26 protein-coding genes and 2 pseudogenes are annotated in these 24414 nt (G+C 64.4%); 14 read left to right on the top strand and 14 right to left on the bottom strand.

All coding sequences use genetic code 11. The features are described 5' to 3' along the window. Positions 1–148: 148 nt before the first annotated feature. Both FJ957_RS27700 and FJ957_RS27695 read left to right on the top strand, forming a co-directional pair. The gene (locus tag FJ957_RS27700; RefSeq protein WP_140836008.1) at positions 149–889 is read left to right on the top strand and encodes a Bax inhibitor-1/YccA family protein; all 741 of its coding nucleotides are present in this window, start codon (positions 149–151) and stop codon (positions 887–889) included. 116 nt (positions 890–1005) lie between these two features. Then, positions 1006–1572 carry a GNAT family N-acetyltransferase gene (locus tag FJ957_RS27695; RefSeq protein WP_140836007.1) on the top strand — a complete coding sequence of 189 codons (567 nt, stop codon included), beginning with the start codon at positions 1006–1008 and terminating at the stop codon, positions 1570–1572. A 40-nt stretch (positions 1573–1612) separates the two neighbouring features. Here the strand turns inward: FJ957_RS27695 and FJ957_RS27690 are convergent, their stop codons facing one another. Together FJ957_RS27690 and FJ957_RS27685 are read right to left on the bottom strand one after the other, a co-directional pair. Next, positions 1613–1999 (bottom strand): DUF2794 domain-containing protein, encoded by a 387-nt coding sequence (locus FJ957_RS27690; RefSeq protein ID WP_140658621.1) that lies wholly within the window; start codon positions 1997–1999, stop codon positions 1613–1615. A 426-nt stretch (positions 2000–2425) separates the two neighbouring features. After that, on the bottom strand, positions 2426–3214 hold the full coding sequence (locus FJ957_RS27685) for a thioredoxin family protein (RefSeq protein WP_140836006.1): 789 nt from the start codon (positions 3212–3214) through the stop codon (positions 2426–2428). Between the two features lie 185 nt (positions 3215–3399). Between FJ957_RS27685 and FJ957_RS27680 the strand changes: the two genes are divergently transcribed. Continuing rightward, on the top strand, positions 3400–4071 hold the full coding sequence (locus FJ957_RS27680; RefSeq protein WP_140836005.1) for a ceramidase domain-containing protein: 672 nt from the start codon (positions 3400–3402) through the stop codon (positions 4069–4071). 102 nt (positions 4072–4173) lie between these two features. Here FJ957_RS27680 and acnA read toward each other — a convergent pair whose 3' ends face one another. Next, positions 4174–6864 (bottom strand): aconitate hydratase AcnA, encoded by a 2691-nt coding sequence (acnA, locus tag FJ957_RS27675; RefSeq protein WP_140836004.1) that lies wholly within the window; start codon positions 6862–6864, stop codon positions 4174–4176. A 283-nt stretch (positions 6865–7147) separates the two neighbouring features. Between acnA and ccmA the strand changes: the two genes are divergently transcribed. The 4 genes from ccmA (at position 7148) to FJ957_RS27650 (ending at position 9484) form a co-directional block, all read left to right on the top strand. Then, positions 7148–7750, top strand: coding sequence for a heme ABC exporter ATP-binding protein CcmA (gene ccmA, locus FJ957_RS27670; RefSeq protein ID WP_140836003.1), 603 nt, complete (start codon positions 7148–7150; stop codon positions 7748–7750). Between the two features lie 208 nt (positions 7751–7958). Further along, on the top strand, positions 7959–8624 hold the full coding sequence (gene ccmB / locus FJ957_RS27660) for a heme exporter protein CcmB (RefSeq protein ID WP_140836001.1): 666 nt from the start codon (positions 7959–7961) through the stop codon (positions 8622–8624). Positions 8625–8741: 117 nt separating this feature from the next. Further along, positions 8742–8909: a heme exporter protein CcmD gene (gene ccmD / locus FJ957_RS27655; RefSeq protein ID WP_140836000.1), complete on the top strand. Its 168-nt coding sequence runs from the start codon at positions 8742–8744 to the stop codon at positions 8907–8909. Next, on the top strand, positions 8906–9484 hold the full coding sequence (locus tag FJ957_RS27650; protein WP_140835999.1) for a DsbE family thiol:disulfide interchange protein: 579 nt from the start codon (positions 8906–8908) through the stop codon (positions 9482–9484). Before ccmD ends, FJ957_RS27650 begins: the two co-directional genes overlap by 4 nt. Positions 9485–9717: 233 nt before the next feature. On the opposite strand, the gene FJ957_RS31985 is transcribed toward FJ957_RS27650, so the two are convergent. Further along, a complete protein-coding gene (locus tag FJ957_RS31985) occupies positions 9718–9882 on the bottom strand; it encodes a hypothetical protein (RefSeq protein ID WP_181180738.1) in 165 nt (54 codons plus the stop codon). Between the two features lie 274 nt (positions 9883–10156). Here FJ957_RS31985 and FJ957_RS27645 point away from each other — a divergent pair, with 274 nt between their 5' ends. Together FJ957_RS27645 and FJ957_RS27640 are read left to right on the top strand one after the other, a co-directional pair. Beyond that, positions 10157–11077, top strand: coding sequence for an SMP-30/gluconolactonase/LRE family protein (locus tag FJ957_RS27645; RefSeq protein ID WP_140835998.1), 921 nt, complete (start codon positions 10157–10159; stop codon positions 11075–11077). A 61-nt stretch (positions 11078–11138) separates the two neighbouring features. After that, a complete protein-coding gene (locus FJ957_RS27640) occupies positions 11139–11345 on the top strand; it encodes a 4-oxalocrotonate tautomerase family protein (RefSeq protein WP_140735320.1) in 207 nt (68 codons plus the stop codon). A 216-nt stretch (positions 11346–11561) separates the two neighbouring features. Here FJ957_RS27640 and FJ957_RS27635 read toward each other — a convergent pair whose 3' ends face one another. The 9 genes and pseudogenes from FJ957_RS27635 to FJ957_RS27595 form a co-directional block, all read right to left on the bottom strand. After that, positions 11562–12098, bottom strand: a complete 537-nt coding sequence (locus FJ957_RS27635) for an NADPH-dependent FMN reductase (protein ID WP_140835997.1) — start codon at positions 12096–12098, stop codon at positions 11562–11564. A 38-nt stretch (positions 12099–12136) separates the two neighbouring features. Further along, positions 12137–12637 (bottom strand): MSMEG_1061 family FMN-dependent PPOX-type flavoprotein, encoded by a 501-nt coding sequence (locus FJ957_RS27630; protein ID WP_181180737.1) that lies wholly within the window; start codon positions 12635–12637, stop codon positions 12137–12139. 43 nt (positions 12638–12680) lie between these two features. Next, positions 12681–12860, bottom strand: a pseudogene (locus tag FJ957_RS27625) (pyridoxamine 5'-phosphate oxidase family protein); the annotation flags it as partial. Positions 12861–12947: 87 nt separating this feature from the next. Then, a complete protein-coding gene (locus tag FJ957_RS27620; protein ID WP_140835996.1) occupies positions 12948–13604 on the bottom strand; it encodes a septation protein A in 657 nt (218 codons plus the stop codon). Positions 13605–13667: 63 nt separating this feature from the next. Continuing rightward, a complete protein-coding gene (gene ftsY / locus FJ957_RS27615; RefSeq protein ID WP_140835995.1) occupies positions 13668–15389 on the bottom strand; it encodes a signal recognition particle-docking protein FtsY in 1722 nt (573 codons plus the stop codon). 13 nt (positions 15390–15402) lie between these two features. Further along, positions 15403–16728, bottom strand: coding sequence for a tRNA (N(6)-L-threonylcarbamoyladenosine(37)-C(2))-methylthiotransferase MtaB (gene mtaB / locus FJ957_RS27610; RefSeq protein WP_140835994.1), 1326 nt, complete (start codon positions 16726–16728; stop codon positions 15403–15405). Further along, positions 16728–17612: a diaminopimelate epimerase gene (gene dapF / locus FJ957_RS27605; protein ID WP_140835993.1), complete on the bottom strand. Its 885-nt coding sequence runs from the start codon at positions 17610–17612 to the stop codon at positions 16728–16730. Before dapF ends, mtaB begins: the two co-directional genes overlap by 1 nt. Before the next feature lie 115 nt (positions 17613–17727). Next, entirely contained in the window at positions 17728–17889 is a 162-nt protein-coding gene (locus FJ957_RS27600; RefSeq protein ID WP_040987840.1) for a DUF1328 family protein, read from the bottom strand. 60 nt (positions 17890–17949) lie between these two features. Continuing rightward, positions 17950–18951: pseudogene (locus FJ957_RS27595) on the bottom strand (MBL fold metallo-hydrolase). Positions 18952–19079: 128 nt separating this feature from the next. Here FJ957_RS27595 and FJ957_RS27590 point away from each other — a divergent pair. The 3 genes from FJ957_RS27590 to zapE all read left to right on the top strand — a co-directional run bounded on the left by FJ957_RS27590 (position 19080) and on the right by zapE (position 21558). Then, positions 19080–19517, top strand: a complete 438-nt coding sequence (locus FJ957_RS27590) for a VOC family protein (RefSeq protein ID WP_140835992.1) — start codon at positions 19080–19082, stop codon at positions 19515–19517. Between the two features lie 194 nt (positions 19518–19711). After that, a complete protein-coding gene (locus FJ957_RS27585; protein WP_246685982.1) occupies positions 19712–20287 on the top strand; it encodes a protease inhibitor Inh/omp19 family protein in 576 nt (191 codons plus the stop codon). Positions 20288–20355: 68 nt separating this feature from the next. Next, positions 20356–21558, top strand: coding sequence for a cell division protein ZapE (zapE, locus tag FJ957_RS27580; RefSeq protein WP_140835991.1), 1203 nt, complete (start codon positions 20356–20358; stop codon positions 21556–21558). A gap of 27 nt (positions 21559–21585) precedes the next feature. Here the strand turns inward: zapE and FJ957_RS27575 are convergent, their stop codons facing one another. Next, on the bottom strand, positions 21586–22014 hold the full coding sequence (locus FJ957_RS27575; protein ID WP_140835990.1) for a GNAT family N-acetyltransferase: 429 nt from the start codon (positions 22012–22014) through the stop codon (positions 21586–21588). 211 nt (positions 22015–22225) lie between these two features. Between FJ957_RS27575 and mdh the strand changes: the two genes are divergently transcribed. Both mdh and sucC read left to right on the top strand, forming a co-directional pair. After that, entirely contained in the window at positions 22226–23194 is a 969-nt protein-coding gene (gene mdh, locus FJ957_RS27570; protein ID WP_140835989.1) for a malate dehydrogenase, read from the top strand. Between the two features lie 26 nt (positions 23195–23220). Beyond that, positions 23221–24414: an ADP-forming succinate--CoA ligase subunit beta gene (sucC, locus tag FJ957_RS27565; protein WP_140835988.1), complete on the top strand. Its 1194-nt coding sequence runs from the start codon at positions 23221–23223 to the stop codon at positions 24412–24414.

The following is a 24414-nucleotide window of genomic DNA, read 5'->3' as shown; positions in this document are numbered from 1 at the left end:
TTACGGCCCGTTACCGTCTTGTTCTTGACGTCAAGAACCATCATATTTCGCGCTAGGCATGCTGGAGCTCCGCCAGCGGCGCCTGGTCCCGGGGACCGCTCCGAGCGGACCTGTCACCGGACGGGGCAGAAGCAACAGAGGATTTCCAATGGCTGATCCCATTCGCAACTACCAGACGTCCGCCGCCCCCGGCGCGCGCGTCGATATCGATCAGGGCCTGCGCGCCTATATGATCAAGGTCTACAACCTCATGGGGCTTGGCCTTTTGATCACCGGCCTTGCCGCCTGGGGCGCCTTCCAGCTCGCCGTGACGGGCGACGGCCAGCTGACCGCCTTCGGGCAGCTCATCTATGCAAGCGCGTTCCGCTGGGTCGTCATCCTGGCGCCGCTCGCCGCCGTGATGTTCCTGTCGTTCCGTATCCAGTCGATGAGCGTGGGCGCGGCGCAAGCCACATTCTGGGTCTATGCCGGCCTTGTCGGCCTGTCGCTGTCGACGATCTTCCTCGTCTACACCGGCACCAGCATCACCCAGACCTTCTTCGCCACGGCCGCGGCCTTCGGCGGCCTGTCGCTCTACGGCTACACGACCAGGCGGGACCTGTCGGCGTTCGGCTCGTTCCTGATCATGGGCGTGATCGGCCTGCTGATCGCGATGCTGATCAACATCTTCCTGCAGTCGTCGGCGCTCGCTTTCGCGATCTCGGCTATCGGTGTGCTGGTCTTTGCGGGCCTCACCGCCTACGACACGCAGAAGATCAAGGAGATGTATTTCGAAGGTGACGTCGCCGATGTCGCCGGCCGCAAGGCGATCATGGGCGCGCTGCGCCTCTATCTCGACTTCATCAACCTGTTCATGTTCCTGCTGCAGTTCATGGGCGACCGCCGCTAAGGGCGGTTCCCGGTCTCAGTGGACCATAGACTTTGCGGAGGGCGGCCCAACGGCCGCCCTTTCTTTTTGCGCGGTCCTCTGCTGTTATCGAGGCAGGAAAGAGACCTGCACAAATTATGAGCAATACTGCGATCAGGGCCGCCACCGCGGCCGACCTTGACCGAATCACCGAAATCTATGCCGATGCGGTCGCGCATGGCACGGCGAGCTACGAGCTGGAGCCGCCCAGCCGCGCCGAAATGGGCGACCGATTCGACAGCCTGGCGGCCGGCGGCTTTCCTTATCTCGTGGCGGAGAAGGACGGCATCGTGCTTGGCTACGCCTATGCCGGGCCGTTCCGGCCGCGCCCCGCCTACCGATTCGTCGTCGAGGATTCGGTCTATGTCGCGCCGGAGGCCAAGGGGCAAGGCGCCGGCTTCCTGCTGATGCAGGCCCTGATCGAGACGGCGCGCGCGGCAGGCTTCCGCCAGATCATCGCGGTGATCGGCGACGGCCACGCGGACAGCGCCTCTGTGCGGCTGCACGAGAAGCTCGGCTTCCGCCATTCCGGTCGCCTGGAAGCATCGGGCTACAAGCACGGGCGCTGGCTGGACACGGTGTTCATGCAGCTATCCCTGAATGGCGGCGCGGAACTGCCGCCCGATCCGCATTCGCTGCCGGAACGGAAGTTTCGGGGGAATTGAGGAACTGGGGAATTGGAGATTGGAGTTCTCCAATTCCGGATTACGCCTCGACAACCTTCAGCTTTGCATCGAACACGCCAAGCACGCGGCCGAGTTCCTGGCTGCGCTTCAGGATGCGGCCGCCTGCGGCGATCACGGCAAAAGCGCCTTGCCGGCGCGCCAGCCTGGGATCCTTGACGATCTGGAAAAGCGGCACTTCGCTGGCCCGGCGGAAGACGGAAAAGACAGCGCGATCGGTGAGATGGTCGATCGCGTAGTCGCGCCATTCATTGGCCGCCACCATGCGTCCGTAAAGCCTCAGGATCTGGTCGAGCTCGCGCCGGTCGAATCGCACCGGCTGGTCGAGGCGGGCGTTGCGCGCCTCGTGCAACGGGATCAATATTCCGGATGCTTCCCCATCCTCCGTCCCGCTGCTGTGATCGGTCATGCCTCGATCCTTCGATTGAATCATGCGCCGGGCAAGGTTCGCGCTTTCATGATGGAATTGCAAGGGCGCGGTCTAATTGCAAGGGCCGGCTAAGCACGCGCGCGGTCGTGCTGTTTCCCAAACGTCCAGTCACATTTGCGAAACACATGTTGGAATTGGTGATGCTCCGCCACATTCTCGCCACAAATAATCCGCGCTCATGCCCCAATGTCCGACGAATTTACCGGCGTTGCCTGAGACGGTTCGGTCCGGCACCGGCTCGTAAACCCCAAGCCCCCCGCCCACGGGTCAGCGTCGGATCGAACCAACCTCGGTTTTTCCTTGGAAAAATCAGGTGCGACGATCCCAAAACCTGAATGACCGGCGTCAGAAGCAAGCTGACGCCGGTTTTTTATTTCCCTTCTCCCCTTGTGGGAGAAGGTGGAGCTAAAGCTGGTCGGGCTTGCGGATGAAGGCGGCACCGAGGATCGGGCCGGGCATGCCGTCCCGACCGACCGACTGCAGCAGCACCGCGCAGCCGCCTTTCTTGGCGATCTCGGTCATCGGCAATTCGTAACGTTGCGCCTTGCCGTGCCACATGCCGGCGGTCTGGATGTCGGAAACGGCGTTCCAGTAGGTCAGGCTGCGGCCGCTGTTCTCGCCCTGACCTATCTTCACCATCTGCGGCGGATCGAAATAGACGATCACCACATGGGCATCGGTCGGGCCGTTGCCGGCATCGCCCGCGTCGATCATGACACGGTCGCTGGTGCGGCTGACTTTGATGGCGACCCGCATGCCCTCACCGATCCTGTCCATCCGCGCCAAGGCGCCGTCGACATCCTTGCGGCTGGCGCCGTTGACGTGGCTGCGGCCATTGATGACGGCTTGCGGCGTGTAGACCGAGCGGCTGCCGAAGGCGCGCATATAGTCATACTGACGGTCGGTGTTCTCCTTGGTGCTCAGCGTGTCCTGCCAGCCGAGATAGTCCCAGTAATTGACGTGGTAGGCGAGCGCGACGATGTCGTCCTTGCCGGCGAGCTCGGCAAACAACTCGTCGGCCGGTGGGCAGGAACTGCAGCCCTGACTGGTGAACAATTCGACCACGCCCAAAGGCTTGTCGGCTTGAGGCTTGCCGGTCGCGGCCTTCTCAGGCTCGGCTGCCAGGGCCACGCCGCCCAACGCCGTAAGGGCCAGCGCTACTGCCGCAAGCCGCAATCGTCCTCGAAATGCCATGACTTTTCCAATTCCCGCCGGTGACGCCGGCTTTGTTCTGATTGCTAAAATATGTGGCAGAAGCGCCAGTCAACGGGAAGTCACGTTGCGGTGAAATTTTTGCTGTTGCTGCCGCAGGTAAGGGCGCAATAGGAGAGGCGGTTGCATTTCAAGGCTTGGTTCGATTCGGGGGCAGCATCCTCACCATGTGGCAAACTCTCCTGACCCCTGTCGATCTCTATTGCGAACGGACGGGGCCTGGACTTTGGGCCGAGCCGGCTAATGCTTTGACCAACCTGGCTTTCATCGCCGCGGGACTATGGGGCGTCCAGCAGGTGCGGCGATACAAGACCGGCACCTTCGCCGAGGTGCTGGCCTGGTGGGTGGTGGCGATCGGCATCGGCTCGACCCTTTTCCACACCTTCGCCAGCAAAGGCACGATCTGGGCCGACATCCTGCCGATCGCCGGCTTCACGCTGGCCTATACGCTGTTCAACCTGCGGCGTTTCCTCGGCATGGAATGGGGCAAGGCGATCCTCGTCTTCGTCGCCTTCTATGTCGTCGCCGGGTTGATCGCCTTCGCCGTGCCCGACTGGCTGCGCCAGGCGTCGAACGGCACCACGGGCTACCTGCCGCCCTTCCTGGCGCTCGCCTTCTTCGGAGCGTGGGCGGCGGCCACCGGCAACCGGGCCGGCTGGTACAATCTGACCGGGTCGGCGATCTTCGTCGTCTCGGTCCTCTGCCGCATGATCGACCCGCTGGTCTGCGCCAGCTTCCCGCTCGGCACGCATTTCCTCTGGCATGTCTTCAACGGGCTGATGCTCGCCGTGTTGCTGGCGGCGACGGCGCGGTTCGGGAAGCCGAAGGTAAGGCAGTAGGCAGTAGGCAGTAGGCAGTAGGCAGTAGGCAGTAGGCAGTAGGCAGTAGGCAGTAGGTGTCCTTTCCCTACTGCCTAATGCCTAAGCCCTATTCCCTGGCCGCTACGCGGCCAGGTCGCGCAGCACGTATTGCAGGATGCCGCCGTTCTTGAAGTAGTCGAGCTCATCCAGCGTATCGATGCGGCAGATGATCGGCACGTTCTTCACAGTGCCGTCGCCATAGGTGACCTTGGCGACCATCTTCTGGCGCGGCTTGATCGCGTCCAGGCCATCGATCTCGACCAGCTCGTCGCCCTTCAGATTGAGCGAGGCCCATGAGGTGCCGTCCTCGAAGACGAAGGGGATGACGCCCATGCCGACCAGGTTGGAGCGGTGGATGCGCTCGAAGGACTGGGCGATGACCGCGCGGACGCCGAGCAGGTTGGTGCCCTTGGCCGCCCAGTCGCGCGACGAGCCGTTGCCGTATTCGACGCCGGCGAAGATCACCAGCGGCACGCCTTCCTGCTTGTATTCCATCGCCGCGTCGTAGATCGACATCTCCTCCTTCGAGGGATAGTGGATCGTGTAGCCGCCCTCGCGGCCGTTCTCGCCCAGCATGTGGTTGCGGATGCGGATGTTGGCGAAGGTGCCGCGCATCATCACCTCATGGTTGCCGCGCCGCGTGCCGTACTGGTTGAAGTCGGCGACGCCGACGCCATGCTCTGTCAGATACTTGCCGGCCGGCGATGCAGCCTTGATCGAGCCCGCCGGCGAGATGTGATCGGTGGTGATCTTGTCGCCGAAGAGGCCGAGCACGCGCGCGCCCTTGATGTCGCCGACCTTGCCGAAGGAGCGGCCCATGCCGGCGAAATAGGGCGGGTTCTGCACATAGGTCGAGTGGTCGTCCCACGCATAGGTCTGGCCTTCCGGCGCCTTGACCTTCTGCCAGTAGGCGTCGCCCTTGAAGACGTCGGCATATTTGCGGGCGAACAGCTCGCGGGTGACGTTCTTCTCGATGAACTCCTGGATCTCGGCCGAGGTCGGCCAGATGTCCTTGAGATAGACCGGCTTGCCGTCGCTGCCCTCGCCGAGCGGCTCGGTGGTCAGGTCCCTGGTCACCGTGCCGGCCAGCGCATGCGCCACCACCAGCGGCGGCGAGGCGAGGTAGTTCGCCTGGACGTCCGGCGATACGCGGCCTTCGAAGTTGCGGTTGCCGGAAAGCACCGCGGCGGCGATCAGGCCCTTGTCGTTAATGGTCTTGGAGATCGGCGCCGGCAGCGGGCCGGAATTGCCGATGCAGGTGGTGCAGCCGAAGCCGACCAGGTTGAAGCCGATCTGGTCGAGTTCCTTCTGCAGGCCGGACTTTTCGAGATATTCGGCCACCACCTGGCTGCCGGGCGCGAGCGAGGTTTTCACCCATGGCTTCTGCTTCAGGCCGCGGCGGTTGGCGTTGCGGGCAAGCAGGCCGGCGCCGATCAGCACGCTCGGGTTCGAGGTGTTGGTGCAGGAGGTGATGGCGGCGATGACGACGTCGCCATGGCCGAGATCGTAATCGGTGCCTTCGACGGCGTAGCGCTTGGAAATTTCGGCGGCCTTCTTGTATTCGGTCTCCATCGCCTTGGCGAAGCCGGCGGGGATGTCCTGCAGGGCGACGCGGCCCTCTGGGCGCTTCGGGCCGGCCATCGACGGCACGACGTCGCCGAGGTCGAGCTCGAGCAGGTCGGTGAAGACCGGATCGGCCGAGCCTGTGTCGCGCCACATGCCTTGCGCCTTGGAATAGGCCTCGACCAGCGCGATGCGGTTCTCCTCGCGGCCGGACATTGTCAGGTAGCGGATGGTTTCCGAGTCGACCGGGAAGAAGCCGCAGGTCGCGCCATATTCCGGCGCCATGTTGCCGATGGTGGCGCGGTCGGCCAGCGTCATGTTGGAGAGGCCGGGGCCGAAGAACTCGACGAATTTGCCGACGACGCCCTTCTTGCGCAGCATCTGGGTGACGGTGAGCACCAGGTCGGTGGCGGTGACGCCTTCCTTGAGCTTGCCGGTGAGGCGGAAGCCGATGACTTCCGGCAAGAGCATGGAGACCGGCTGGCCGAGCATCGCGGCCTCGGCCTCGATGCCGCCGACGCCCCAGCCCAAAACGCCGAGGCCGTTGATCATGGTGGTGTGCGAATCGGTGCCGACGCAGGTGTCGGGATAGGCGGTGTTCTCGCCGTCTTCAGCGTTGGTCCACACGACCTGTCCCAGATATTCGAGGTTGACCTGGTGGCAGATGCCGGTCCCGGGCGGCACGACGCGGAAGTTGCGGAAGGCCTGCTGGCCCCATTTCAGGAATTTGTAGCGCTCCTCGTTGCGCTCATATTCCAGCTCGACATTGCGGGCGAAAGCCATCGGCGTGCCGAACTCGTCGACGATGACGGAGTGGTCGATGACGAGGTCGACCGGCACCAGCGGATTGATCTTCTCGGGGTCGCCGCCGAGCGCCTTGATGCCGTCGCGCATCGCCGCCAGGTCGACCACCGCCGGAACGCCGGTGAAATCCTGCATCAGCACGCGGGCCGGGCGGTAGGCGATCTCGACGCCGGCGGTGCCCTTGTCGGTCAGCCAGGCGGCGACCGCCTGGATCGATTCCCTGGTGACCGAACGGCCATCCTCGTTGCGCAACAGGTTCTCCAGCAGCACCTTCATCGAATAAGGCAGCTGGGCGATGCCGGTGAGGCCGTTCTTCTCGGCCTCGACGAGGTTGAAATAAACATAGTCCGCGCCACCCACGGTCAGGGTGCGGCGGCAATTGAAACTGTCGAGGGATTTGGTCACGGCGATCCGTCCTTGTCTGTTCAGCCTGAAAGGGAACGGACGCCGTTGGCATGCAATCACGCGCAAAGGTGCGGGTACGGCCATTTCCGCTGTCCGCTCCCAAGCAACCCGAGCCGTTCAAGGCGGCGCGTGCGCTGGTTCGGCGCTAATTCTGATCCCGCGCCGACCGCTGGCACGGATGAACCGCATATAGAGAATTTCCTGGAATAGTTCTAGACAGTCGAAGGACGAATTTGCGTGAGCCGGAAACGGCCACGAAACGGTGCTTTCGGGACGGGCAAGAATGCGGCTGATCGCCGAAAATCTAGGCGGCGAGCGCGGCGGCGAGACGGTTTTTTCCAACATCGGCTTTGCGCTGGACAAGGGCGAGGCGCTCATTGTCACCGGTCCGAACGGCTCGGGCAAATCGACGCTGCTCAGAATCGTCGCCGGCCTGCTGCCGGCCGCGCAAGGAAAGGTGCGGTTCGAGGATGGCGGCGAGGCCTTCCCGACGGTCGCCTCTGCTTCCCATTATCTCGGCCATCTCAACGCGATGAAGACGGCGCTCAGCGTCGAGGAGGATCTCGGCTTCTGGCGCGCGTTCCAGGGTGAACCGGGGTTGAGCGTCGAGGAAGCGCTGGAGACGGTGGCGCTGGGCGGTCTCGGACATCTGCCCTTCGGCTATCTGTCGACCGGGCAGAGACGGCGGGCCTCGATCGCCAAGCTCCTGGTGAGCCGCCGGCCGGTCTGGCTGCTCGACGAGCCGACCGCGGGGCTGGACAAGGCATCGGAGGATCGGTTCGCGGGGCTGATGCGGGGGCATCTGCGTGACGGAGGGATTGTCGTGGCGGCCACGCATCTGCCGCTGGGGCTGGAGGGGGCGAAGGTGTTGAGGATGGGCGACTGATGTCGGCGCGAGGCACCCCCCTCTGTCCTGCCGGACATCTCCCCCGCAAGGGGGGAGATTGGCGGCTTCGGCGCCGGCATCTCCTTCGCGGCGTCGGTGATTGGCGAAAGTCCGCGCGACATTCGATCTCCCCCCTTGCGGGGGAGATGGCCGGCAGGCCAGAGGGGGGTGTGCCGGAGCGCCAGCCTCGCCAAGGGATCCCTTTGTAATGTGGCCCCTCTTCCTGCGCGACATCCGCCTTTCCATCCGCGCCGGCGGCGGGGCGCTGATCGGCGTCATCTTCTTCCTCGCCGTCATCGTCACCATTCCGTTCGGCGTCGGTCCCGACCTCAACCTCTTGTCGCGTATCGGCCCGGCGATCCTTTGGATCGCCGCCCTGCTCGCCTGCCTGCTCGGGCTCGACCGCCTGTTCCAGGCCGACCGCGAGGACGGCTCGCTCGATCTGCTGGTGCTGAACAACGACCGCCACATGCTGGCGCTGACGGTGCTGACCAAATGCCTGGCGCACTGGACCGGCAGCGTGCTGCCGCTGGTGATCGCCGCGCCTCTGCTTGGCCTGTTCATGAACATGGAGCCGCTCGGCATCGGCGCCACGGCGCTCACGCTTCTCGTCGGCACGCCGGCCATCACTTTCATCGGCGCCGCAGGTGCCGCGGTGGCGGTGGCGCTGCCGCGCGGCGGATTGCTGATTTCGGTGCTGGTGCTGCCTTTGACCATTCCGGTGCTGATCTTCGGCGTTTCGGCAAGCTATGGCGCGGTGGCCGATCCGGCGCCATTCCTCCAGCCTTTCCTCATTCTTGCCGCGCTGACGCTGTTTCTTGCGGTGCTCGGTCCCTTGGCGGCGGCGCTGGCGCTGCGGCATGGGACGGATTGAGACGACGAGGACGTTCCTTCACTGCGGCACCGCGACAAATTGCGGAACTGCCGGTGCGAGGTTAAGGGAAGACATGATCGCAACGATTGGCACGGCGGAGAGCGGGGAGCGGCTGACATGAGCGCGCACGCCCTCTTCGTCACCGCCGCCTATGCCATCACCGCCGTCGTGCTCGCCGGGCTGATCGGCTGGATCCTGCTCGACCAGCGGGCGCGCAGGCGCGAGCTCGCGGCGCTGGAAGCGGCCGGAGTGCGCCGGCGCTCCGACAAGGCTGTCAAATCATGAGCATCGAAACCGAAACGCCGGCGCCGCGGCGTCGCCTGTTCGTGCTTCTGCCGCTTCTGGTGTTCCTGGGCCTGGCGGGGCTGTTCCTGTCGCAGCTGCTTTCGGGCCGCGACGCCTCTGAAATCCCCTCGGCATTGATCGGGCTGCCGGCGCCGCAGACCAACCTGCCGCCGCTCGAAGGGACCAGCCTGCCGGGGCTGGATACAAAGTCCTTTACCGGCAAGGTGACGCTGGTCAACGTGTTCGCGTCCTGGTGCGCGCCGTGCCGCGAAGAGCATCCGGTGCTGCTCGGCCTGTCGCAGGACAAGCGCTTCACGCTTGCCGCGCTGAACTACAAGGACCAGCCGGAAAACGCCCGCCGCTTCCTTGGCGATCTCGGCAATCCGTATCAGGCGATCGGCGTCGATCCGGCCGGACGCGCGGCGATCGACTGGGGCGTCTATGGCGTGCCCGAGACCTTCGTCATCGGCAAGGATGGCAGGATCGCCTACAAGCATGTCGGGCCGCTGACGCCCGAGTCGGTCAGGACGTTGCTGTTGCCGCAGATCGAGAAAGCGCTGGCGGCGCCGGGCTGACGTGGCGCCGGGCTGAGGCGCCTGTCACGTTCGTCATTCTAGGGCGAAGCAAGGAGCGAAGCGACGCGCGCAGACCCTAGAATCCATTCCGTGACGCTGATCGAGGAGCGCGGCGGCCTGGATTTCGGCGCTTGTGCAGCGCGTTCTGCATCGCTGCGACGCCTGGAAATCACGGAATGGATTCTCGGGTCAAGCCCGAGAATGACGAAGTGGCCGGACGATCGGCCTGCCGCTCAACCGTAGATCTGCTTGTGGACCTGGTAGAGCATTTCCGAGCGGTCGGCCCGCAGATCGGCGAGATCGCGACTGGACAGGTTCTCGATTTCGGCGACAAGTCGGTTGTAGTGGCGGCGCTTGGCCATGCTGGCGCGGCCGCGGGAGACAAGATTGTCGAACATGACAGGGTTCCTTCTTAGTTGTTCCTCCCTGACGATTACGAGGATGACATAGGAATGGTGCGATGCAAAAGAAAGATGTTGCAATGCACCATTGCATTCAGCGCATAGCCGGTTAACCCAGCCCTAACAGGCAATGCGCCGCACGCGGCCCGCGCCGGCCGGGCTTCACGCAGTTCTCATCTGTTTTGTCATACAAATTACGGGCTGCCGTCTTGCCAGATCGCCTTCGGGCTGGCTTGATCCGCCCGTCACGTGAATGCCGGGAGGAACATGCATGGCGGCCGCAGACTATTACGAAGTTCTCGATTCGCGCTTCGCGCGCCTGTTCAACGGCAGCGCGCAGGTGGAAAAGCTGTTCACCGGCTGCCGCTGGGCGGAAGGGCCGGCCTGGTTCGCCGCCGGCCGCTATGTCGTCTGGTCGGACATCCCGAACAACCGCATGCTGCGCTATGACGAGACCGACGGCAGCGTCAGCGTGTTCCGCCAGCCGTCCGGCAATTCCAACGGCAATACCGTCGACCGGCAGGGGCGGCTGGTGACCTGCGAGCATTCCGGCCGCCGCGTCAGCCGCACCGAGTTTGACGGCTCGGTCACCACCATCGCCGACAAATGGAAGGGCAAGCGGCTGAACTCGCCCAACGACGTGGTGGTACGCTCCGACGGCTCGATCTGGTTCACGGATCCGAGCTACGGCATCGACACCGATTATGAGGGCGACAAGGCCGAAAGCGAGATCGGCGCCTGCAATGTCTATCGCGTCGATCCCGAGACGGGCGATGTCGAGGCCGTCATCACCGACATGGTGCGGCCGAACGGGCTTGCCTTCTCGCTCGACGAAAGCCTGCTCTACGTCGTCGACACCGGCCGCACGCATGGCGAGAAGAACCCGGCGCATATGCGCGTCTTCAACGTCGGCAAGCACGGCAAGAAGGTTTCCGGCGACAAGGTGTTCGCCGACTGCACCGCCGGCCTGTTCGACGGTTTTCGGCTCGATTCCGACGGGCGCATCTGGACGAGTGCTGCCGACGGCATCCATTGCTACGATCCGGACGGCACGCTGATCGGCAAGGTCAAGGTGCCGGAAGTGACCGCCAACTGCGTGTTCGGCGGCAACAAGCTCAACTGTCTCTACATCGCCGGCACCACCTCGCTCTATATGGTGCGGCTGATGGTGAATGGAGCAAAGACATACTAGGCGGCAATCCTCGCTCGCATGTTCCATGAGGCGGGGAGCTTGAGATTACCGGGAGGAAAGAATGCCGTTCGTCAACATCCGCATCGTCAAGGAAGTGATCGCCGCCGATCCGGCCGGCAAGAAGGCCGACATCGCCAAGAAAGTCACCTCGGCCATCATGGAGGCCACCGGGCTCGGCAATGACGACGTCTGGGTGGTCTTCGAAGAGGTCAACGCCCGCGACTGGTATGTCGGCAAGACCGATGTCGAGACGCTGCGGAAGGGATAGGACGCAGCAGATTCGGGGGCCTGCAAGGTTCTTTCGGCGACGGCGAGATATGGGCGCTTCCCTTCGCGTTCGTCATCCTCGGGCTTGACCCGAGGATCCATTCCGCGCCCTTCGACGTCGAGCGCAACGGTGCAGAATTCTGTAAGCGTCGCAACGCCTTAGCGTCAGGTCTGCGCCGCGTTGCTTCGCTCCTTGCTCCGCCCTAGAATGACGACCTTATGTTTGTCCGTGAATAAAACCCGCAAAACCCCGCACCGCCTCACGCATCGCCCGCCGGTTCGCATCCTCGCTGAGAATCGCCTCCATCTCCGCCGGCTTCTTGCCCAGCAGCGCGATCTCCAGCATCCCTTCCTCATACATCGCGAACGACATCGTCCGCATGATCTCGGCCAGTGCCGCCCGCGCATAGAGCGAACGGGGCGAGGCGTGGACCAGCATCGCCGGCTTGCCTACCGCGGCGTCGCGCGAGACCAGCCAGTCCAGCGCGTTCTTCATGCCGCCGGGCACGCCATGCGCATATTCGGGGCAGGAGACGATGACGGCGTCGGCGCGGGTCACCGCCTCGATCAGCCGAGCCGCATCCGGCGGCGTGCGCTCGCCCTCATCGTCGGGGTTGAAGATCGGCAGCCGGCCAAGGCCGTCATAAACCTTGAGGCGGCAGTTCGCGGGCGCGTTGGCGGCCAATGCGGCAACCAGGGCCGAGTTGGTCGAGGCGGCGCGCAGGCTGCCCGATATGGCGATGATCTCGATCAAGGGAGGGAGCCGGACGAAGGGTTGAGTCGTCCGCGAGCCTACCACATGGTCTGGCGGTAATCGTCGTCCAGCTCGCGGTCGATCTCGCCGGCGCTTTCGCCAAGGGCCAGCTGGTCGCGTATGATCTGGCCGAGCGTCGGCAGGGTCGCGCGGTCGTACCAGGTCTCCGGCTTCCACAGATCCGAGCGCATGAAGGCCTTGGCGCAGTGCATATAAGCGGCCTTGACCGTCACCACGATGACGCTTTGCGGCTCCTTGCCGTCGACAGCGAGGCGTTCGCGTAAGACGGAATCAACGGTGATGCGGGCATCGCCATTGACGCGCAGCGTCTCGTTCATGCCGGGGATGAGGAAGAGCAGCCCGACCGACGGATTGCGGATGATGTTTTCCAGCGTGTCCAGCCGGTTGTTGCCGGGTCGATCGGGAATGGCGATGGTGGAGTTGTCGAGGATGGCGGTGAAGCCGGGCTTGTCGCCATTACAGCGCCGCGCGTCCTTTGGACGCGCAAAGGACGCTGTAACACTTTTGATTTGGCGCATGATCCTTTCCGAAAATCGATTTCGATTTTCGGGGTCATGCGCTAGGCGTCACGTCGGCATTGCCGTTGCCGTCGGAAGAGCCGATCAGCACGAAGGGGCTCTTGCCGATGAAGGAGCGGCAGTGGCCGTCGAGGCTTTTGAGCTCCTTGCGGATCGAGCCGTCGGTCGGCCGGGGCGTCTTGTAGATCGTCCTCAGCTCGTCGTGCGTGGTGAGGAATTCCACGCCGTCCCCTCATTCTGGCGCAATTCCGCACGGATGTTACGGCGAAGTCGCCGAACACAACCGGCAGCCACTTTTCCTGGAACTGCTTTAATTCCCGGCCTTCTCTTCCTTGGCTTTTTCCTCCAGCGAGTGGCGCATGATCAGCGGCATCTGGCTGAAGGTGAACAGCAAGGTGATCGGGATCGTGCCCCAGACCTTGAAATAAAGCCAGGTCGCCTCGGAAAAGTTGCGCCAGACGACCTCGTTGAGCAGGGCCAGAAAGAGGAAGAACAGGCCCCAGCGGAAGGTCAGCTTGCGCCAGCCCTCGGCATCGAGCTGGAAGGCGGAATCGAAAACGTAACCAAGGAGCGACCGGCCGAACAGCAGCCCGCCGAGCAGCGTGACGCCGAACAGCGAGTTGATGATCGTCGGCTTCATGAAGGCAAAGGTCTTGTCCTGCAGGTAAAGCGCCAGCGCGCCGAAGACGAAGACGACGATCGCCGAGACCAGCGGCATCAGCGGCAGGCTGCGCGTCAGCAGCCAGGAGACGCTCAGCGAAAGCGCCGTCGCGACCATGAAGAAGGCGGTGGCGATCAGGATCGGCTCGCCGAGGTGGCTGAGTACCGGGAATTTCTCGGCCAGCCATTCGCCGCGGATGGTGGTGAAGAAGAACACGAGCCCTGGCCCAAGCTCGAGCAGGAACTTCAAGCCGGGGTTGATCGGCTTGCGGCGAGGATCGGACGGGTCGCGTTCGAGGATATTCATAAAAGTCCTTCTTGCGCATGATCTGGCCGAAAAGCAGGCGGCCTTTCCAGATCGCGCCTTTGTTCAAGCCACGCCGGCGATCGCCCTGGCGAATTCGCTGGCGGAAAACGGTTCGAGGTCGTCGACCTGCTCGCCGACGCCGATGAAATAGACCGGCAGCCGATGCTTGGCGGCGATCGCCACCAGAATACCGCCGCGAGCCGTGCCGTCCAGCTTGGTCATCACCAGCCCGTTGACGCCAGCGACGTTGCGGAAGATCTCGACCTGGTTCAGCGCGTTCTGGCCGGTGGTGGCGTCGACCGTCTGCAGCACCGTGTGCGGCGCTTCCGGATCGAGTTTGCCCAGCACACGCACGATCTTTTCCAGCTCCGCCATCAGCTCGGTCTTGTTCTGCAGCCGGCCGGCGGTGTCGATGATCAGCACGTCGGAGCCGGCCTCCTTGGCCTTCTCGAAGGCGTCATAGGCGAGGCCCGCCGCATCGGCGCCGAGTTTCGAGGCGACGACCGGCGATTTCGTCCGCTCGCCCCAGATCTTCAACTGCTCGATCGCGGCGGCGCGGAACGTGTCGCCGGCGGCCAGCATCACCTGAAGGCCGCCATCGGTGAGCTTGGCGGCAAGCTTGCCGATGGTGGTGGTCTTGCCGGTGCCGTTGACGCCGACGACCAGGATGACATGGGGCTTGTGGCTGAGATCGAGCTCGAGCGGTTTTGCCACCGGCGTCAGCACCTTCTCCACCTCCGCGGCCATCACGGCGCGGACTTCCGAGTCCGAGACATCCTTGCCGTAGCGGCTCGAGGCGAGAGAATCGGTGACGCGCAGCGCCGTTTCCACGCCGAGATCGGCGCGGATCAGCACGTCCTCCAGATCCTGCAGCGTCTCCTCGTCCAGCTTGCGCTTGGTGAAGACGCCGGCAATGTTGCCGGTAAGCTCGCGCGAGGAGCGGGCGAGCCCTTCGCGCATGCGCTGGAACCAGGAGCGCCGCGGCGCTGGCTCCGGCGCCTTTACCGGCTCCGCCTTCTGCTCGACCTTCTTTGAAACCGTCACCTTGCCGGCAGAGGGCGTGGGCTTTGGCGGCGGCGGCACGGCCTCCGGTTCCGGCGCGATCTCGGCCAAGATCGGCTGCGGCTCGACGGGCGCTGGCTGTCGAATAGGAGGCGCGATTTCCGCGCCGGCTTCGGCGGATGGTTCCACAGAGGGCGGCGCCACTGGCGGAACCTCGATGGGCGGCGGCGTTTCGACCGGGACTTCGGCAGGCGGCGTCGGCACTTCGACCGGTGGCTGCTCCGGCTGCGGTTCCGGACGCGAAGGCTCGATGTCCGGCTGAGCCGGCGCGGGTGCGGGCACTTCCTGCGGAGCAGGTTCAGGCGCCGGTGTCGGCGCGGGTAAAGGCTCAGGTCGCGCGGGCGGCACTTCTTCGGGCGCCGGCGGCTCGGGCTTCTCAGGCGCCGGTTGCGGCTCTTCTTCCGGTTCCGATTGCGGCAGCGGTTCCGGCTCGTCGGGAACGATCGGCTCGGGCGTCGGTGGGACAGTCGGAGCGGGCTCGGGCTTCGGCTCTTCAGGCAGAGCGGGAGCAAGCTCAACAGCGGGTTCGCTCGCCGGCGCGGCCTCCGCCACGGACTGCTGCTCGTCGCGCGCCAAAAGTTCCGGCGCAGCCTGCTCGGCCTCGGGCTTCAGCGCTTCGAGCGCGTCCCATTTGATCGGCGGCAGCGGGGCCGTCTCGTCGGCGCGCTCCTCGACGACCTCTTTCTTGCCGAACGAAAATATCTTCTTGAAGAAACCAGCCATGCGTCTCGCGTTCTCAGGCGGCTTGCGCGGCAAAGGGCGCCGCAATCAGTCGGGCGCCGTCATGGCCGGCGATCACGGCATCGACGATCTCCCCGGGCGCGCCGGTGTCGATCGCGGCCAGCGTGAAACCCTCGGTGCGGCCAAGTCCGTCGCGCTCGACCAGGATCGACTGCCGCGTGCCGGCAAGCGACGAAAGGTGACGATGATAGGCGGCATCGCCGGCGGCGCGCAGCCTTGCGGCGCGCGCCTTCACCACCTCGCGGCGGACGTGGGGCATGCGCGCGGCGGGCGTGCCTTCGCGCGGGCTGAACGGAAAGACGTGGAGATGCGTCAGCCCGCATTCCTCGATTATTCTTTCCGAATTCTCGAACATCGCCTCGGTCTCGGTCGGGAAGCCGGCGATGATGTCGGCGCCGAAGACGATTGCAGGACGCAGCTTGCGCACGTCCTCGCAGAAGCGGATCGACTGGTCGCGCAGATGCCGGCGCTTCATGCGCTTCAGGATCATGTCGTCGCCCGACTGCAGCGACAGATGCAGATGCGGCATCAGCCTCCGCTCGGTGGCGATGGCGTCGAGCAGGTCGTCATCGGCCTCGATGGAATCGATCGAGGATAGCCGCAGCCGCTTCACGTCCGGCACCTGGCGCAGGATCGTCTTCACCAGCTTTCCAAGCTTTGGGCTACCGGGCAGGTCGGCGCCGAAGCTGGTCATGTCGACACCGGTCAAAACGATCTCGGCATAGCCGTTGCCGGCCAGCCGCTTCACCTGCTCGACCACCGCGCCCATCGGCACGGAGCGCGAATTGCCGCGGCCGTAAGGGATGATGCAGAAGGTGCAGCGATGGTCGCAGCCGTTCTGGACCTGCACGAAAGCGCGCGCCCGGCCCTCGATGGCGTCGACCATGTGGCTTGCCGTCTCGCGCACGGAAAAGATGTCGTTGACGCGCGCCTTCTCGGTGTCGTTGACGCCGAAATCGGGCAGCGCGCGGTAGGAGTTGGCCTTGAGCTTTTCCTCATTGCCAAGCACCAGGTCGACCTCGTCCATGGCGGCGAAATTCTGCGGCTCGGTCTGCGCCGCGCAGCCGGTGACGACGATGCGGGCCGAAGGGTTCTCGCGGCGCGCCTTGCGGATCGCCTGCTTGGCCTGGCGCACGGCTTCCGCCGTGACAGCGCAGGTGTTGAAGATGACGGCGCCGCCCTGAAGCGCGCCGAGGCCAGCGCTTTCGGCCTCGCGGCGCATCACTTCCGATTCATAGGTGTTGAGGCGGCAGCCGAAGGTGACGACGTCGATACCCTTGCCGGTGGGGCCTTGGGGCGCGCCCTTTTGAAGGGCGGACATCAGGCGGCGCTTTCGGTGTCGCGGGCCCAGGCGCCGGTCGAGGGATCGAAGCTGCCGGAAAATTCCCATTCGGCCGCGCCGGTCAGGATAACGTGGTCGTCATCGCGCCATTCGACATTGAGCTCGCCGCCGCCCGGCGTCAGCAGCGAAACGCTGCGGCCGGTGCGCCTGGTGCGGGCGGCCGCGACCACGGCAGCGCAGGCGGCCGAGCCGCAGGCCTTGGTCAGGCCGGCGCCGCGCTCCCAGGTGCGGATGATCATGGTTTCAGGCGACGTCACCTGGGCGATGGTGATGTTGGCGCGTTCGGGAAAAATCGGATGATTCTCGAGCAGCGGGCCGAAGCGCTCGAGCTCGTAGGACCAGACATCGTTGTCGACCCAGAAGATGGCATGCGGGTTGCCCATCGAGAGCGCCGAGGGCGAATGCAGCACCGGAGCGTCGATCGGGCCGATCTGCAGCTCGATCATGCGGGTGTCGCGGAATTCTTCCGCCAGCGGGATCTCCTGCCAGCCGAAGCGCGGCTTGCCCATGTCGACCGAGATCGTGCCGTCGGCATGCTCCTGCGCATTCAGGATGCCGGCGCGGGTCTCGAAGGCGAAGCTCTTGTTGCCCGTCTCGGCCGCCAAAGCCTGCACTACGCAGCGCATGCCGTTGCCGCAGGCCTGCGCACCGGTGCCGTCGGAATTCAGGATGTCGACATAATAGGCGGTGCCCGGCGTCTTCGCATCGTGGATCGCCATGATCTGGTCGAACTTGGTCGCCGCGTCGCCGTTGAGGGCGATCGCCGCCGCGGCCGTCACCTTGTCAGCACGGCCGCGCATATCGGCAACGATGATCTCGTTGCCGATGCCGTTCATCTTGGCGAAGGGGGCGGTGCCTGCCATCTAACCGGTCATTCCAATCCGTTTGGGCGCTATATGGCGGAAACGGGCGGGAATTACCAGTCCAGCCAAGTGGCGACGACCAACAGGTCGCGCCGCGACGACCAACAGGTCGCGCTTAAGTTACCGCGAAGACGCCGAGCACGATCAGCAGGAAGATGATCAGCACGATGCCGATGAGGATGCGCGCGCCGGTGGCGGCCGCGCCGGCCAAAGCCGGCATGCCGAGCAGGCTCGCGGCGGCGGCAATGATGAGAAGGATGATGATCCACTTGATCATGGGAAGCTCCGGCGAAATTGCGTCGCCGGATCAACGCCTTTGGCCGGTTTGGGTTCCTTGTCAGACGCGCGGTATATCCCAGACCTCACCGGGACGCATGGCGCGGAAACGCTCCGGCGGCAGGTCCTGCGCCTGCAGCGCTTCGGCCAGTTTTTGCGCAGGCTCCTCGATCGGCTCGTCGGTGAGATGGAATGTGCCCCAATGGCAGCCGGCGACGTAAGCCGCATTGCACAGCTTCATGCCCTGAACGGCTTCCTCCGGGTTCTGGTGCTGCGGCGCCATGAACCAGCGCGGCTCATAGGCGCCGATCGGCAGGATGGCGAGGCGGAAGCCGCCATGCTTTTGCGCCATCAGCCGGTAATTGATGCCGTCATGAAAACCGGTGTCGCCGGCGAAATAGATATTGCCCGCCGCCGTGTCGATGACGAAGCCCGCCCACAGCGCCATGCGGCGGTCGCGCCCGCCGCGCGCCGACCAGTGGTGTGCCGGCTCGATGTGGATGGCGGCCGCGCCGACGCTCAGCCTGTCAATCATGCACGCTGAGCCGCATGCCGGGCGCCGCGCGGCCGATGATGGCGTCGTTGCCGAGCGGCGCGAGCACCAGCGGGTCGTGGCTCTCTTTCAGCCGCTTCAACGTGGCGAGGTCGAGATGGTCGTAGTGATTGTGGCTGATCAGGACCAGGTCGATCGGCGGCAGGTCGGCGAAGATAATTCCCGGCGCATTGACCCTTTTCGGCCCGGCGAAGGCGAAAGGCGAGGCGCGCTCCGACCAGACCGGATCGGTCAGGATGTTCAAGCCCGCCGTCTGGATGAGCAGCGAGGCATGGCCGACCATGGTGAGCCTCAACGCGCTGCCTTCCACCCGTACGTCCGGCTTGGCCGGGGGATAGGGGCTCGGAAAGGCGGCCGGCCATTTCGCCCGCCCGCCGCCGAATTGCCATCTGAGGAGATCGGTAAAGCCCCCGGCGGCTTGCCGCCGGGATTGAAGAACAAGGCGCCGTCGAAATGATCGCTGGGCGGCCCGCTGTAGTAGCGGTTGGCGGTTCCTGTTCTCGCGGCCATCCTGTCTCCCGCCCGCTTGTGTCGTTTTCCAGAGATAAGGACGCGCCTGCCTGGCGCAAGCATTTTGCCGGCGAATGCCAATGGCCCAAGCCCGGCTCGTCTAGGATCGGGAGACAGGGGTGATCGCCATGGCAATGAAGCGAACCAAGACACCGTGGATGAAGGCCGAGGATTTCGGCCGCTCGCTGCCGCATGGGGTCGGCGTCAACCTGTTGGTCACCGACATGACGGCGATGGAGGCTTTCTGCCGCGACGTGCTTGGCGCCCGGATCATCTATGCCGACGAGGACTTTGCGGCGATCGGGCTTCTGGGCTCAATCTTCATGCTGCATGCCGACCATTCCTATCTCGACAATCCGATGACCGGTATCACGGCGGGCGCCGAGACACGCGGGGCCGGCATAGAGCTGCGGCTTTACGGCGCCGATCCGGATGCGGTCGAGAAAAAGGCGGCGGCGCTCGGCCACATCGTACTGGCCGGCTCGATCGACAAGCCGCATGGCCTGCGCGAATGCTATATCGTCGGCCCGGACGGTTATGTCTTTGTGCCGAGCGCTCGGATTTAATGCTCCATTTCAACAGCTTAGGAGACTGTTCCGGCATTTTCCCGGCTTCGGCTCCCCGCTGCGATAAATTTGCAACAGCTGGCTCGAAAACCCTATTTTAACCATATCAGGTTGAAATTCTGCCACCTTCGCCATCTTGGTGAAGCAGAGATTACGCGGATGGCTCCCCCCGGCCGGATCCGACGGAGGTTTTGATGAATTTTTCGATGACCCGCCCCTTTTCGCGGCCCCACTTCTTCTCGAAGAATGGCCTCGTGGCCGTATCGCTGGCCGCGCTGGTTGCGAGCGGCTGCTCGACCTCGCGCTTCTCGTCGATGGACGACCAGCAGCCGGCGCCGCTGACACCGGCGCCCTCCGGCACGGTGACGCAGAATCAGCTGCCGCCGCCGGCTTCCCCCGGCGCCACCGATCCGTCGCAATTCCCGACCGCTCCGAAGAACACCCAGGTCGCCTCGCTGCCGCCGGATGGCACGGCGCCTGCCGGCGCCACCGATCTCACCGCGGCCAGCGTCGCCGGCGTCTGGAACGTCAATGTCTCCGGGCAGAGCTGCAAGGTGGCGACGCCGCAGACCAAGTTCGGCGCCGGCTACCGCGCCGGTCCGCTGCACTGCCCGGCTCCGATCGACGGCATCAAGTCGTGGAACGTCGCCGGCAAGCAGCTGACGCTTTACGACGAAAACGGCGGTACGCTGGCCAGGCTCTATTCGTCGGGCGGCGAAAAGTTCGACGGCCAGACTTCCAGCGGGCAGCCGATCTCGCTTACAAGGTGAGCGAAACCGACTATTGCTTCCACGCAATTCCGGGCGGAAAGCCGGAATTGCTCCAACTGACGTGACCCATGCATCTTCGCGACGGTATCCAGACCCATGCGACCGTCAGGCAGCGCTATGACCATCTTGTCCAGAGTGGCGCGGTCGAGCGCGACCCGGCGCAGGAGCGCGTCGTCGCGGCGCTCGACCGGCTGACCGAAGAGATCTCGGCAAAAAGGCTGGCGCACAAATCGAGCGCGCTGGGCTGGCTGTTTGCAGCCAAGCGGCAGCCGCGCGAGCCGGTCAAGGGCCTCTACATCCATGGCGGCGTCGGTCGCGGCAAGACCATGCTGATGGACATGTTCTTCGAATTGCTGCCGGTCCGGCGCAAGCGCCGCGTGCATTTCAACGACTTCATGGCCGATGTGCAGGACCGGATCCAGAAGCACCGGCAGGCGCGCAAGGAAGGCATGGTCAGAGAAGACGACCCGATCCCGCCTGTGGCCCGTGCGCTGGCCGACGAAGCCTGGGTGCTGTGCTTCGACGAGTTCTCCGTGACCGACATCGCCGACGCGATGATCCTGTCGCGGCTGTTCTCGGCGCTGTTCGCCAGCGGTGTGGTGCTGGTCGCCACCTCCAACGTGGCGCCGGAGAACCTCTATCGCGATGGGCTGAACCGCCAACTCTTCCTGCCGTTCATCTCGCTGCTCCAGCGCAACGCCCATGTGATGACGCTCGATGCCGAGAAGGACTACCGGCAGGAAAAGCTCAACCGCCAACCGGTCTATGTCACGCCGGACGATGCCGCGGCCGAGTTCGCGCTGGACGAAGCCTGGAAGGCGATGACGTATGGCCAGCCGGCCGGCGAAGTCACGTTGACGCTCAAAGGCCGCCACCTCGTCGTGCCGCGCGCCGCCGGCGACGCCGCGCGCTTTTCCTTTGCCGACCTTTGCGAAAAGCCGCTCGGCGCGCGCGATTATCTGGCGATCGCCGGCCGCTTCTCGACCGTGTTCATCGACCACGTGCCGGTGCTTGGCGAAGGCAAGCGCAACGAGGCCAAGCGCTTCATCCTTTTGATCGACACGCTCTACGACCACCATATGCGGCTGGTGATGAGCGCCGCGGCGCCTCCGCAAGGACTCTATACGGCCAAGCGCGGCACGGAAGTGTTCGAATTCGAGCGCACCGCCTCGCGCCTGGTCGAGATGCAGAGCCGCGACTGGCTGGACGGGTGGGCGGAGCGGCGGAAGGACGAGGCGGCGACCGCCGAGGCAAGACAGGCACAGGCGTAGCCAGGACGGCAAGCGCTCTCGGCAGCCTTAAAGCCGATACACATACATCACGAAATCCTCCGCCTTCCCATGCAGCTCCTTTCGCGTTTCATAGAGCGCCCGCGCCGGCTCGTTGTCGGGCTCGGTGCCGACCCAGGCTTCCTCGCAGCCATGCTCGTGGCCGATCTCGAACATGGCGTCGAGCATTTTTCGGGCGATGCCTTGCCGTTGGAACGGCGGCGCCACGCCTACCTCGTCGATGTAAAGCTCGCTTACCTTGTCGGGATGGCGGTGGATGACGGCGGCGCATTGGCCGACGACGGTTTGGTCAATTGTGGCCACGATCATGAAATGGCCGGGCGAGGCGAGATAGGCGGCGAGGCGGTCGGGCCGCACCGGCGCGTCGAACACATCGTCAGCCGCCAGCATCACAAGGGCGTCATCGCCGGGATGAAGTCTTCTGATTTCGACGTTCATTGTGTAAGTTCTCCTCAGTCGGCCCACAAACTTTGACGTTTACGTAATTCCCGATGCATCTAACCGATTGAAAATGTTGGGCTCAAAATAATCGTTTGAATTTCTTCCGTGCCGGAGTTATTCGGTGCGGCCAAATCTCGCGGTTTCCCGCATCCTTTCGGCTTCCCTGGCCCGTCACGACTTCGTCACAGACAAAGGAAAACATCCTCACATGGCACGCAACAAGATAGCGCTCATCGGCTCGGGCATGATCGGCGGCACGCTCGCCCATATGATCGGCCTCAAGGACCTCGGCGACGTGGTGCTGTTCGATATCGCCGAGGGCATTCCGCAGGGCAAGGGCCTCGACATCGCGCAGTCTTCTCCTGTCGACGGGTTCGACTCCAGGCTGACCGGCGTCAACGACTATGCCGGCATCGAAGGCGCGGATGTGTGCATCGTCACCGCCGGCGTGCCGCGCAAGCCCGGCATGAGCCGCGACGACCTTCTCGGCATCAACCTGAAGGTCATGGAACAGGTCGGCGCCGGTCTCAGGAAATATGCGCCGAAGGCTTTCGTCATCTGCATCACCAATCCGCTCGACGCGATGGTCTGGGCGCTGCAGAAGTTCTCCGGCCTGCCGACCAGCCATGTCGTCGGCATGGCAGGCGTGCTCGACAGCGCACGCTTCCGCTACTTCCTGGCCGAGGAATTCAAGGTTTCGGTCGAGGACGTCACCGCCTTCGTGCTCGGCGGCCATGGCGACTCGATGGTGCCGATGATCCGCTATTCGACCGTGTCGGGCATCCCGCTGCCCGACCTCGTCAAGATGGGCTGGACCTCGAAGGAGAAGCTCGACCAGATCGTGCAGCGCACGCGCGACGGCGGCGCCGAGATCGTCGGCCTGCTCAAGACCGGCTCGGCCTATTACGCGCCGGCGGCCTCGGCGATCGCCATGGCCGAATCCTACCTCAAGGACAAGAAGCGCGTGCTGCCCTGCGCGGCGCACCTCTCGGGCCAGTACGGTATCAAGGGCACCTATGTCGGCGTGCCGGTGGTGATCGGCGCCGGCGGCGTCGAGCGCGTCATCGAGATCGACCTGTCCAAGGCCGAGCAGAAGATGTTCGATTCCTCGGTAGCGGCCGTGCAGGGCCTGACCGAGGCCTGCACCAAGATCGCCCCGCATCTCGCCGGCAAGTAAAACGTCCTTCCCCGGAGACCAAGCGCATGAATATCCATGAGTATCAGGCCAAGGCGCTGCTGAAGACGTTCGGCGCGCCGGTCGCAAGCGGCGTTCCGGTGTTCAAGGCGAGCGAGGCCGAGGCCGCCGCACAAGTGCTGCCCGGCCCGCTCTATGTCGTGAAGAGCCAGATCCATGCCGGCGGCCGCGGCAAGGGCAAGTTCAAGGAGCTTGGCCCCGACGCCAAGGGCGGCGTGCGGCTGGCGAAGTCGGCGGCCGAAGTGGTCGCCAACGCCAACGAGATGCTCGGCCACACGCTGGTGACCAAGCAGACCGGTCCGGCCGGCAAGCAGGTCAACCGCCTCTATATCGAGGACGGCGCCGACATCGAGCGCGAGCTCTATCTGTCGATCCTTGTCGACCGTTCCGTCGGCCGCATCGCCTTCGTCGTCTCGACCGAGGGCGGCATGGATATCGAGACGGTCGCGCACGACACGCCCGAAAAAATCGTCACCGTCGCCATCGACCCGGAAAAGGGCGTGAGCGCCGACGACGTGAAGAAGCTCAACGCCGCGTTGAAGCTGGACGGCGACGCGGCCAAGGACGGCGGCACGCTGTTCCCGATCCTCTACAAGGCCTTCGTCGAGAAGGATATGAGCCTGCTCGAGGTCAATCCGCTGATCGTCATGAAGGACGGCCATCTGCGCGTTCTCGACGCGAAAGTGTCGTTCGACAACAACGCGCTGTTCCGCCACCCGGACGTGATGGAACTGCGCGACACCACCGAAGAGGACGAGAAGGAGATCGAGGCGTCGAAATACGACCTCGCCTATGTCGCGCTCGACGGCAATATCGGTTGCATGGTCAACGGCGCCGGCCTCGCCATGGCGACGATGGACATCATCAAGCTTTATGGCGCTGAGCCGGCTAACTTCCTCGACGTCGGCGGCGGCGCTTCCAAGGAAAAAGTCACGGCGGCGTTCAAGATCATCACCAAGGACCCAGCCGTCGAAGGCATCCTGATCAACATCTTCGGCGGCATCATGAAGTGCGACGTCATCGCCGAGGGCGTGATCGCCGCGGTCAAGGAAGTCGGCCTGAAAGTGCCGCTGGTGGTGCGGCTCGAGGGCACCAATGCCGAGCTCGGCAAGAAGATCATCAACGACAGCGGCTTGAACGTCGTCTCGGCCGACGACCTCGACGACGCGGCCAAGAAGATCGTCAAGGCGGTTAAGGGCTGA

The organism is Mesorhizobium sp. B2-4-6 (assembly GCF_006442775.1).
In the GTDB taxonomy this organism is placed as follows: domain Bacteria; phylum Pseudomonadota; class Alphaproteobacteria; order Rhizobiales; family Rhizobiaceae; genus Mesorhizobium.
Note: the sequence above shows the minus strand (reverse complement) of the source record. Positions and strands in the feature narration are given on the sequence as shown.

Excerpts from the sequence above, each read along its gene's own strand:
- FJ957_RS27700 (WP_140836008.1), top strand. The coding sequence starts at position 149 with ATGGCTGATCCCATTCGCAACTACCAGACGTCCGCCGCCCCCGGCGCG.
- FJ957_RS27695 (WP_140836007.1), top strand. The coding sequence starts at position 1,006 with ATGAGCAATACTGCGATCAGGGCCGCCACCGCGGCCGACCTTGACCGA.
- FJ957_RS27690 (WP_140658621.1), bottom strand. The coding sequence starts at position 1,999 with ATGACCGATCACAGCAGCGGGACGGAGGATGGGGAAGCATCCGGAATA.
- FJ957_RS27685 (WP_140836006.1), bottom strand. The coding sequence starts at position 3,214 with ATGGCATTTCGAGGACGATTGCGGCTTGCGGCAGTAGCGCTGGCCCTT.
- FJ957_RS27680 (WP_140836005.1), top strand. The coding sequence starts at position 3,400 with ATGTGGCAAACTCTCCTGACCCCTGTCGATCTCTATTGCGAACGGACG.
- ccmA (WP_140836003.1), top strand. The coding sequence starts at position 7,148 with ATGCGGCTGATCGCCGAAAATCTAGGCGGCGAGCGCGGCGGCGAGACG.
- ccmB (WP_140836001.1), top strand. The coding sequence starts at position 7,959 with ATGTGGCCCCTCTTCCTGCGCGACATCCGCCTTTCCATCCGCGCCGGC.
- ccmD (WP_140836000.1), top strand. The coding sequence starts at position 8,742 with ATGAGCGCGCACGCCCTCTTCGTCACCGCCGCCTATGCCATCACCGCC.
- FJ957_RS27650 (WP_140835999.1), top strand. The coding sequence starts at position 8,906 with ATGAGCATCGAAACCGAAACGCCGGCGCCGCGGCGTCGCCTGTTCGTG.
- FJ957_RS31985 (WP_181180738.1), bottom strand. The coding sequence starts at position 9,882 with ATGTTCGACAATCTTGTCTCCCGCGGCCGCGCCAGCATGGCCAAGCGC.
- FJ957_RS27645 (WP_140835998.1), top strand. The coding sequence starts at position 10,157 with ATGGCGGCCGCAGACTATTACGAAGTTCTCGATTCGCGCTTCGCGCGC.
- FJ957_RS27640 (WP_140735320.1), top strand. The coding sequence starts at position 11,139 with ATGCCGTTCGTCAACATCCGCATCGTCAAGGAAGTGATCGCCGCCGAT.
- FJ957_RS27630 (WP_181180737.1), bottom strand. The coding sequence starts at position 12,637 with ATGCGCCAAATCAAAAGTGTTACAGCGTCCTTTGCGCGTCCAAAGGAC.
- FJ957_RS27620 (WP_140835996.1), bottom strand. The coding sequence starts at position 13,604 with ATGAATATCCTCGAACGCGACCCGTCCGATCCTCGCCGCAAGCCGATC.
- ftsY (WP_140835995.1), bottom strand. The coding sequence starts at position 15,389 with ATGGCTGGTTTCTTCAAGAAGATATTTTCGTTCGGCAAGAAAGAGGTC.
- mtaB (WP_140835994.1), bottom strand. The coding sequence starts at position 16,728 with ATGTCCGCCCTTCAAAAGGGCGCGCCCCAAGGCCCCACCGGCAAGGGT.
- dapF (WP_140835993.1), bottom strand. The coding sequence starts at position 17,612 with ATGGCAGGCACCGCCCCCTTCGCCAAGATGAACGGCATCGGCAACGAG.
- FJ957_RS27600 (WP_040987840.1), bottom strand. The coding sequence starts at position 17,889 with ATGATCAAGTGGATCATCATCCTTCTCATCATTGCCGCCGCCGCGAGC.
- FJ957_RS27590 (WP_140835992.1), top strand. The coding sequence starts at position 19,080 with ATGGCAATGAAGCGAACCAAGACACCGTGGATGAAGGCCGAGGATTTC.
- FJ957_RS27585 (WP_246685982.1), top strand. The coding sequence starts at position 19,712 with ATGAATTTTTCGATGACCCGCCCCTTTTCGCGGCCCCACTTCTTCTCG.
- zapE (WP_140835991.1), top strand. The coding sequence starts at position 20,356 with ATGCATCTTCGCGACGGTATCCAGACCCATGCGACCGTCAGGCAGCGC.
- FJ957_RS27575 (WP_140835990.1), bottom strand. The coding sequence starts at position 22,014 with ATGAACGTCGAAATCAGAAGACTTCATCCCGGCGATGACGCCCTTGTG.
- mdh (WP_140835989.1), top strand. The coding sequence starts at position 22,226 with ATGGCACGCAACAAGATAGCGCTCATCGGCTCGGGCATGATCGGCGGC.
- sucC (WP_140835988.1), top strand. The coding sequence starts at position 23,221 with ATGAATATCCATGAGTATCAGGCCAAGGCGCTGCTGAAGACGTTCGGC.